Origin of the sequence: Rhizomonospora bruguierae, assembly GCF_018397995.1 — a bacterium.
Lineage (GTDB): Bacteria > Actinomycetota > Actinomycetes > Mycobacteriales > Micromonosporaceae > Rhizomonospora > Rhizomonospora bruguierae.
On the sequence record NZ_BBQH01000113.1, the window covers coordinates 1 to 6,722 of the forward strand.

At 75.6% G+C, this 6,722-nt stretch carries 6 protein-coding genes; 2 read left to right on the forward strand and 4 right to left on the reverse strand.

Annotated elements, in window-relative coordinates; translation table 11 throughout:
- Together KJS59_RS30070 and KJS59_RS30075 are read right to left on the reverse strand one after the other, a co-directional pair.
- Window positions 1-485: adenosylcobinamide-GDP ribazoletransferase (locus KJS59_RS30070; RefSeq protein ID WP_213457292.1), on the reverse strand; the 485-nt coding region annotated here is incomplete at its 3' end.
- The gene (locus tag KJS59_RS30075; RefSeq protein ID WP_213457294.1) at window positions 478-2,421 is read right to left on the reverse strand and encodes a bifunctional adenosylcobinamide kinase/adenosylcobinamide-phosphate guanylyltransferase; all 1,944 of its coding nucleotides are present in this window, start codon (window positions 2,419-2,421) and stop codon (window positions 478-480) included. The genes KJS59_RS30070 and KJS59_RS30075, both read right to left, overlap by 8 nt.
- Window positions 2,422-2,510: 89 nt before the next feature.
- On the opposite strand from KJS59_RS30075, the gene KJS59_RS30080 reads away from it, so the two are divergent.
- Both KJS59_RS30080 and KJS59_RS30085 read left to right on the forward strand, forming a co-directional pair.
- A complete protein-coding gene (locus tag KJS59_RS30080; RefSeq protein WP_213457296.1) occupies window positions 2,511-2,714 on the forward strand; it encodes a hypothetical protein in 204 nt (67 codons plus the stop codon).
- The gene (locus KJS59_RS30085) at window positions 2,711-3,508 is read left to right on the forward strand and encodes a site-2 protease family protein (RefSeq protein WP_213457298.1); all 798 of its coding nucleotides are present in this window, start codon (window positions 2,711-2,713) and stop codon (window positions 3,506-3,508) included. The genes KJS59_RS30080 and KJS59_RS30085 overlap by 4 nt, the downstream gene beginning before the upstream one ends.
- 30 nt (window positions 3,509-3,538) lie before the next feature.
- On the opposite strand, the gene KJS59_RS30090 is transcribed toward KJS59_RS30085, so the two are convergent.
- Together KJS59_RS30090 and KJS59_RS30095 are read right to left on the reverse strand one after the other, a co-directional pair.
- The gene (locus tag KJS59_RS30090) at window positions 3,539-4,537 is read right to left on the reverse strand and encodes an aldo/keto reductase family protein (RefSeq protein ID WP_213457300.1); all 999 of its coding nucleotides are present in this window, start codon (window positions 4,535-4,537) and stop codon (window positions 3,539-3,541) included.
- Between the two features lie 57 nt (window positions 4,538-4,594).
- The coding region (locus KJS59_RS30095) for a WG repeat-containing protein (RefSeq protein WP_306345210.1) at window positions 4,595-6,722 on the reverse strand (2,128 nt) is incomplete at its 5' end.

Consider the following 6,722-nt stretch of genomic DNA (forward strand, 5'->3'; position numbering starts at 1 on the left):
GCCGGGACGCCCCGCCGGCACGCCGCCGACACGGCCACCCGGCCGGTCGCGGTGGCCGCCACCACCGCCGCCAGCGCCGCCGGCCAGGGCCGCGCGGCCACCGCCGCCAGCGCGCCGGCCTGGATCAGCAGGGCCAGCACCAGCGCCGCCACGCCGAACGGTCCCACGTCCGGCCTGCGCATGATCGCCAGCGCGGCGGCGCCCCGCCGGTACGAGCCGAGGCCGTCGACCGTGTCGGCCAGCCCGTCCAGGTGCAGGCCCCGGGTCAGCAGCGCGCCGAGCGCCACGGTGAGCCCGCCCGCGACCACCGCCGGGGCGCGCAGCGCGGCCAGTCCGATCAGTGCCCCGCCCAGGACGAGCCCCAACGCCGCGCCGACCAGCGGGGCGACGGCCATCGCGGCGCCCGCCGCGCGGCGGTCCACCCGACCGGCCCGCAGCGGGAGGACGGTGAACGTGGTCAGGGCCAGCCGCAGCCCGTCAGCCACGGTCCTCCGGGCGGACCCGGGGCGGCTCCGGTGCGGACGGTGCGCTCCCGTCGTCGCCGACCGGGTCTTCGCCGCCGTCCGGCCAGCCGCTGAGGTCGTCGACCGCGTTGGCCTGAGCCGGGACGCTCGGGTCCGGCGCGGGCACCGAATCCGGCTCCGGCTCGGACCCGGGCTCCCATGGGTCGGGGTCGGGCTCCTCGCCGGCCGGCCGCCCCGGTTCCGGGTCGCGGCGGGGGGCGAGCGCGTGCACGGTCGCCAGGGCGGCCTGGAACAGCGGCAGCGCCGCCAGGGCACCGGTGCCCTCGCCCAGGTCCATCCTCAGGTCCAGCACCGGCTCCAGGTCGAGGATGTCGGCGCCGAGGACCACCCCGCGGTGGTTGCCCGCGTCCGGCAGCAGGCACCAGTGCCGGGCCTGACCCGCCAGATCCCGGCTGACCAGCGCGGCGGCGATGCCGACCGGGCCGTCCAGGAGCACCGGGGTGCGCCGGGCGGTGGCGCCCAGCAGCACGCCGGTGGCGATCGCGATGTCCGCGCCGCCCACCTCGGCGAGCACGTCCCGGGCGCCGCGCGAGCTGTGCCGCATCCGGTGCACCGCGTCCCGGACCGTGGCGCAGCGCACCATCCACGCGTTGTCGTCGATCACCCCGCCGGGCCGCACCACCCGGCCGAGCACGGCGGCCGGCTCCGCGCCCGTGGCGACCGCCAGCACCGCCGCGGCGGCCGCGTCGGTGCCCGCGCCGCAGGCACCCAGCACGATCAGGTCCACGCCGCTGTCGACCGCCTGCTCGGCCAGCCGCCAGCCGTGCCGCAGGGCCGCCTCGACCGCCGCCGGGTCCAGCGCCACCTGCTCCTCCATGGCCGCGGTCGTCGCCGCGTCCACCACCTGGAGGCTCGCGCCGGCCCGGGCGGCCAACGCCGCGTACGGGCCCTCGCCGGTCCGCGCCTGGTTCGCCACCCGGGACGCCTCCTCCGGGCCCCACCCGGCGGCCGCCCCGCCCTGGTGGTCGCCGTGGATCAGCAGCATCCGCACCGAGCGCCACGGCCCCGGGTCCACCCGGCCGCGCGCACCGGCGGCGAACTCGACGACCCGCCGAAGCTCGCCGAACCCGGCACCGGGCAGGTCCAGGCCGGCCAGGTACCCGGCCACCTCGCCGGCCCGCTGCTCGTCCGGCATCGGCAGCTCCATGCCCGGCTGGATCACCAGGCCGGTGGCGAGCATCGGCAGCGTCATGGTCGGCGCGGTCAGGGCGCCGCCGCCGGAGCGGGCCGGCCGCGCGGGCTCCGGCTCGGTCGGCACGATGACCTCGGGCAGCGCCGGCTCCGCCACGGGGGTGGGGGCCAGCCGCGCCGGGGCCGGCTCGCCCGACGGGCTCTTCAGCCAGGTGGGCTGGCCGGCGACCACCAGCGCCACCGCGTCGCAGGCCCCGGCGACCGCCTGGTTCGCGCCGCCCAGCGCGTCCGCGAACGCCCGACCGAGCGGGGTGGCCGGCACGACCGACAGGCCCACCTCCGGGCTGACCAGCACCACCCGGGCGGGACACCGCCGCACCGCCGCCGCCAGGTCGGCGACCGCCGCCTCCACCGCACCCGCGGTCACCGACTCCACCGGCAGCAGCAGGCCCGCGACCCAGCCGCCCAGGTCGTCCACCAGCACGGTCTCGTCCGGCTTCGCCTCGGCCAGCAGCGCGGGCAGCCGGGCCGGGTCGTCGCCGACCTCCTCGGTGCTCCACTCGGCCGGCCGGCGTACCCGGTGATTCTCGATGCGGGCGGCCCACTCCGGATCCGTCTCCGCCGCACCGGGCTCCGCCCCCGGCGTGGCGGCCGTCGCCACGTACCGCACCGGCCCGACGTCGCGCAGCAGGGACTCGGCGAACTCGCTCTTGCCGGATCTGATCCCCCCGAGGACCAGCGCGCTGCGCCAGGAGTCAATGAGCATGCCCGTACCTTAGAGCCGGCCAGGCTAGGCTGGCGAAGGCAGCCGCCCGCGAGGTCGGTGAACGGTGTGCGGCAAAGGGGAGAGACGAGATGGCGTGGAGCTGGCGGTACGAGGGCCCGCAGGGGCAACCGGTGGCCGGCCCGGCGGAGACGTTCAGCAGCCAGAGCGACGCGGAGTCCTGGATGGGCCAGTCCTGGCGCGACCTGGCCACCAACGGCGTGACCTCGGTGACCCTGATGGAGGACGACCGGGTCGAGTACCGCGGCATGAGCCTGCTGCCCAAGCCCGAATGAGCGACCGGCTCGCCGGCGGGCGCCTCGTCGTCGGAGTGCCCCGGGACGCCCTGCGCCCCAGCGGCGTATTCCTGTGTCTGGTCGCCCTGTTCATCACCAGCGGCGCGATGACCTGGAACAACTTCGGCAACGTGCGGCTCGACGCGTTCCTGTTCGTACTCTCCGGCTGGCTGGTCTCGCTGTGCCTGCACGAGTACGCGCACGCCGTGATCGCGTTCCGCAGCGGCGACGTGGCGGTCGCCCAACGCGGCTACCTCACGCTCAACCCGCTCAAGTACAGCCACTGGCTGCTGTCGCTGGCGCTGCCGCTGATCGCCGTCGTCCTGGGCGGCATCGGCCTGCCCGGCGGCGCCGTCTGGGTGGACCACGGCGCCGTCCGCGGCCGGCTGCGCCACACCCTGATCAGCGCCGCCGGCCCAGCCACCAACGTGCTGTTCGCGCTGCTGCTGGCCGTCCCGTTCTGGATCGGGGTGAACTCGGCGGCGCACCCCGCGTTCTGGATCGCGCTGTCGTTCCTGGGCTTCCTCCAGGTGACCGCCAGCGTCCTCAACCTGGTGCCGATGCCCGGCCTGGACGGCGGCAACATCCTCCACCCGTGGCTGCCCGGGCGGTACCGGCGCGGCTACGACGCGATCGCGCCGTTCGGCTTCCTGCTGCTGTTCGCGATGCTGTGGAACCCGCGGGTGGGCGGCTGGTTCTTCACCGGCGTGTACCACCTCGCGGACGCGCTCGGCCTGCCCCCGCAGCTGTACCGGTTCGGCCTCGACCTGATCCGCTTCTGGTCCGGCGGGTAGGCCGCCCGGCACCCGGGCGGCCCACCGGCGTCACGGGCGTTGCCGCGGGGACTGGGTCTTGCCCGGGTCCCGCTCGGCGATCGGCTCCACGATCTCGTCGATCTTCTTCAGCAGATCGGCGTCCAGCTTCACGCCGGCCGCCTTCGCGTTGTCGTGCACCTGCTCCGGCCGGGACGCGCCCACGATCGCGGACGACACGTTCGGGTTCTGCAGCACCCACGCGACCGCGAGCTGAGCCATCGTCAGGCCCGCCTGGTCGGCCAGCGGCTTCAGCTTCTGCACCGTGCCGAGAACCTCGTCGGTCATCAGCCGGGAGATGAAACCCGCACCCCCATGCTCGTCGGTGGCCCGGGAGCCGGCCGGCGGCGGCTGCCCCGGCTGGTACTTGCCGGTCAGCACGCCCTGCGCGATCGGCGAGAAGACCACCTGCCCGATGCCCAACTCGTGGCTGGTCGGCACCACCTCGGCCTCGATCACCCGCCACAGCATCGAGTACTGCGGCTGGTTCGACACGAGCTGGATCTTCAGCTCCTGCGCCAGGTCGTAGCCGGCCCGGATCTGCTCCGCGGTCCACTCCGAGACGCCGATGTAGAGCGCCTTGCCGGCGTGCACGATGTCGGCGAACGCCTGCATGGTCTCCTCGAGCGGCGTCGCGTAGTCGTACCGGTGGGCCTGGTACAGGTCGACGTAGTCGGTCTGCAGCCGGCGCAGCGAGCCGTCGATCGACTCCAGCACGTGCTTGCGGGACAGGCCGCGGTCGTTGCGGCCCTCGCCGGTCGGCCAGTAGACCTTCGTGAAGATCTCCAGACCGGCCCGCCGCTCGCCGGCCAGGGCCCGGCCCAGCACCGCCTCGGCCCGGGTGCCGGCGTACACGTCCGCGGTGTCGAACGTGGTGATGCCGACCTCCAGGGCGGCGCGCACGCAGGCGGTGGCGGCCTCCTCCTCCACCTGCGAGCCGTGGGTGATCCAGTTTCCGTACGAGATTTCGCTGACCAGCATGCCGGAGCGGCCAAGGTGTCGGAATTCCATGCCGTCGACCATATGGCAGCCCGCCCCGGCGGTTCGAGGAAGGCGGTGTCACCCGGCTCACAGGACCGGCTTGGTGTCCGCCAGCAACCGGTCGATCTCGTCCATCACGGCCGCCCGGCTCGGGTGCACCGGGTCGATGAGCGGCTGCCCGCGCCGGTCCAGGGCGCCCCACCGCCCCTCCGCCCCGGCGATCAGGTACGCCACCGGGTGGATCACCATTGCCGGGTACGCGGGCGGCACCAGCACCGCGCCGGACCGGTCCACCACGCCCTTGCGGCCGTCCGCGTCCACGATCGCCAGGCCCTCGTCGGTGAACCCGTCCACGTACCGGCCGTCGGTCAGCGCGGTCACGAAGCCGGTGTACTGCAGCGGCACCACCGGCCGGCCGGTCTTGTCGACCGCGCCCCACCGGCCCTGCCGCCGCACCGACGCCACGCCTTTGCGGAACGGGCGCACGTCGTCGAAGCCGCCCGCGATCGCCACGTGACCGCTCTTGTCGATCGCGATCCAGCCGCCGTGCCCGTCCCGCGACACCCACGCCAGCCCGTCCGAGAACGAGCCGACGCCCAGGTACCCGGCGTTCGCGTCGATCGACAGCGCGCCGGACTCGTCGATCAGCTCCCAGGTCTCCACCTCCGGCCGGCGCACCCACGCCACACCGTCCCGGAACGGCTGCGCGTCCGCGTACGACGGGGCGATGACCTTCTGCCCCTCGGCATTCTCGTAGCCCCACCGCAGCACCCGGTCGCTGAACGCCGGCACCGGCGGGCGATGCACCTGGAGAATCTCGTCCCGGCTGCGCGGGTACGGGCCCATCCCGTTCTCGGCCACCCGCCGGAACACCGCGTCCAGGGCCAGTTCGGTGCGGGCGATCAGCTCCGGGTCCTCGACCTTGCGCAGCTCCAGGGCCTTCTCGAAGTGGTTGCACGCCTCCATGTACCGGCCCTGGTCGTAGCAGGACCGCCCGGCGTGCTCGTGCATCGTCGCCCGCAGCCGATCCGGCAGCTCGGACGAGTTCGCCTCCTCGAACAGCCGGTCCGCCTCCGCGAAGTCCCCCCGCCACTGGTGCACGTGCGCCAACCGGGCCTGCGCGATCGCGATCCGCCGCAACTGCCCGGTCGCCTCCGCGTGGGTCAGCGCCAGCCTGCCGTCCGCGAGCGCCTTGCCCAGGTCGCCGAGGATCCGCGAGACCACCGCGCGCAGGCTCAGCAGCCGGGCGCGGCTCGCGTTGTCCGCCGCTGACTCCAGCTTCTCGGTCAACCGGTCCCGGATCGCCCGCAGCTCGTCCGGTTCCTCGACCAGTTCGCGCAGCGTCTCATGGTGGAACCGCCACTGGTACGCGGCGAGCACCTGCTCCGGGTCCGGCTGCGCCGGCTCCGGTTCGGGCTCCGGCTCCTTCGTGGCGGGGCGCACGATCGGCGCCAGCATCGTGGGCGCGTGCAGGGCGGTGGCCGCACCGGCCGCGGCGGCCGGCGACGGTACGACGGTGTCGGGGCTCGCGGTCGCCGGCGCGCCGGACGTGGGTTCCGCGGCGGAGGCTCCGGAAATGGGGGCTCCCGAGGTGGGCGCGGTGGCGGGGGTCGGTGTGGCGGGACCGTCCGTCGCGGGCCGGGGCGCGGCGGCGATCTGGATCGGGCCCGGGCTGGCGGGCGGCTCCTCGGCCGTCGGTTCGGCGACGCTGTCGCGGGCGGTCTCGTCCACGCTGGACGATGATGCCCCGATCGGCGCGGCGAGCGCGACATCCATCACCCCTTCGGCCGGTTCCGCCTGGCCGTCCGGGCCAGTCGCTGCCGTACCCTCGGCCGGCTCGGCGGCGGGCTGTCGGTGGGCCGGGCGCAACCAGCCGCCCACCGGCCCGCCCTGCTCGTCGGCGGGCGGGGAGTCAGCCGCCGAGGGGTCGGCGGTGGCGTGGCGCTGCCTGGGCGACGGGGTGAAGGCGGAGAACGCTGGCTCGCCGGCCCCGCCCGGGCCGGCGGGTGTGCCAGCGTGGGGTTCGCCGGTGCTCGTTGGCGGGTTCTCCGCGCTGGCCGATGTGGGCGGATCGGCGGTGGCATCCCGCCCGGCGGACGCGGCGGGGCCGCCGGAAGCGGCATCGTGGTCGGCGGGCACGGCCGGCTCGCCGGGTGCGGCCGGCGCCGGCGGCTCGGCCGTTGTGGCCGGCGCCGGCGGCGGGGCTGGCGCGACC

Excerpts from the sequence above, each read along its gene's own strand:
- KJS59_RS30075 (WP_213457294.1), bottom strand. The coding sequence starts at position 2,421 with ATGCTCATTGACTCCTGGCGCAGCGCGCTGGTCCTCGGGGGGATCAGA.
- KJS59_RS30080 (WP_213457296.1), top strand. The coding sequence starts at position 2,511 with ATGGCGTGGAGCTGGCGGTACGAGGGCCCGCAGGGGCAACCGGTGGCC.
- KJS59_RS30085 (WP_213457298.1), top strand. The coding sequence starts at position 2,711 with ATGAGCGACCGGCTCGCCGGCGGGCGCCTCGTCGTCGGAGTGCCCCGG.
- KJS59_RS30090 (WP_213457300.1), bottom strand. The coding sequence starts at position 4,537 with ATGGAATTCCGACACCTTGGCCGCTCCGGCATGCTGGTCAGCGAAATC.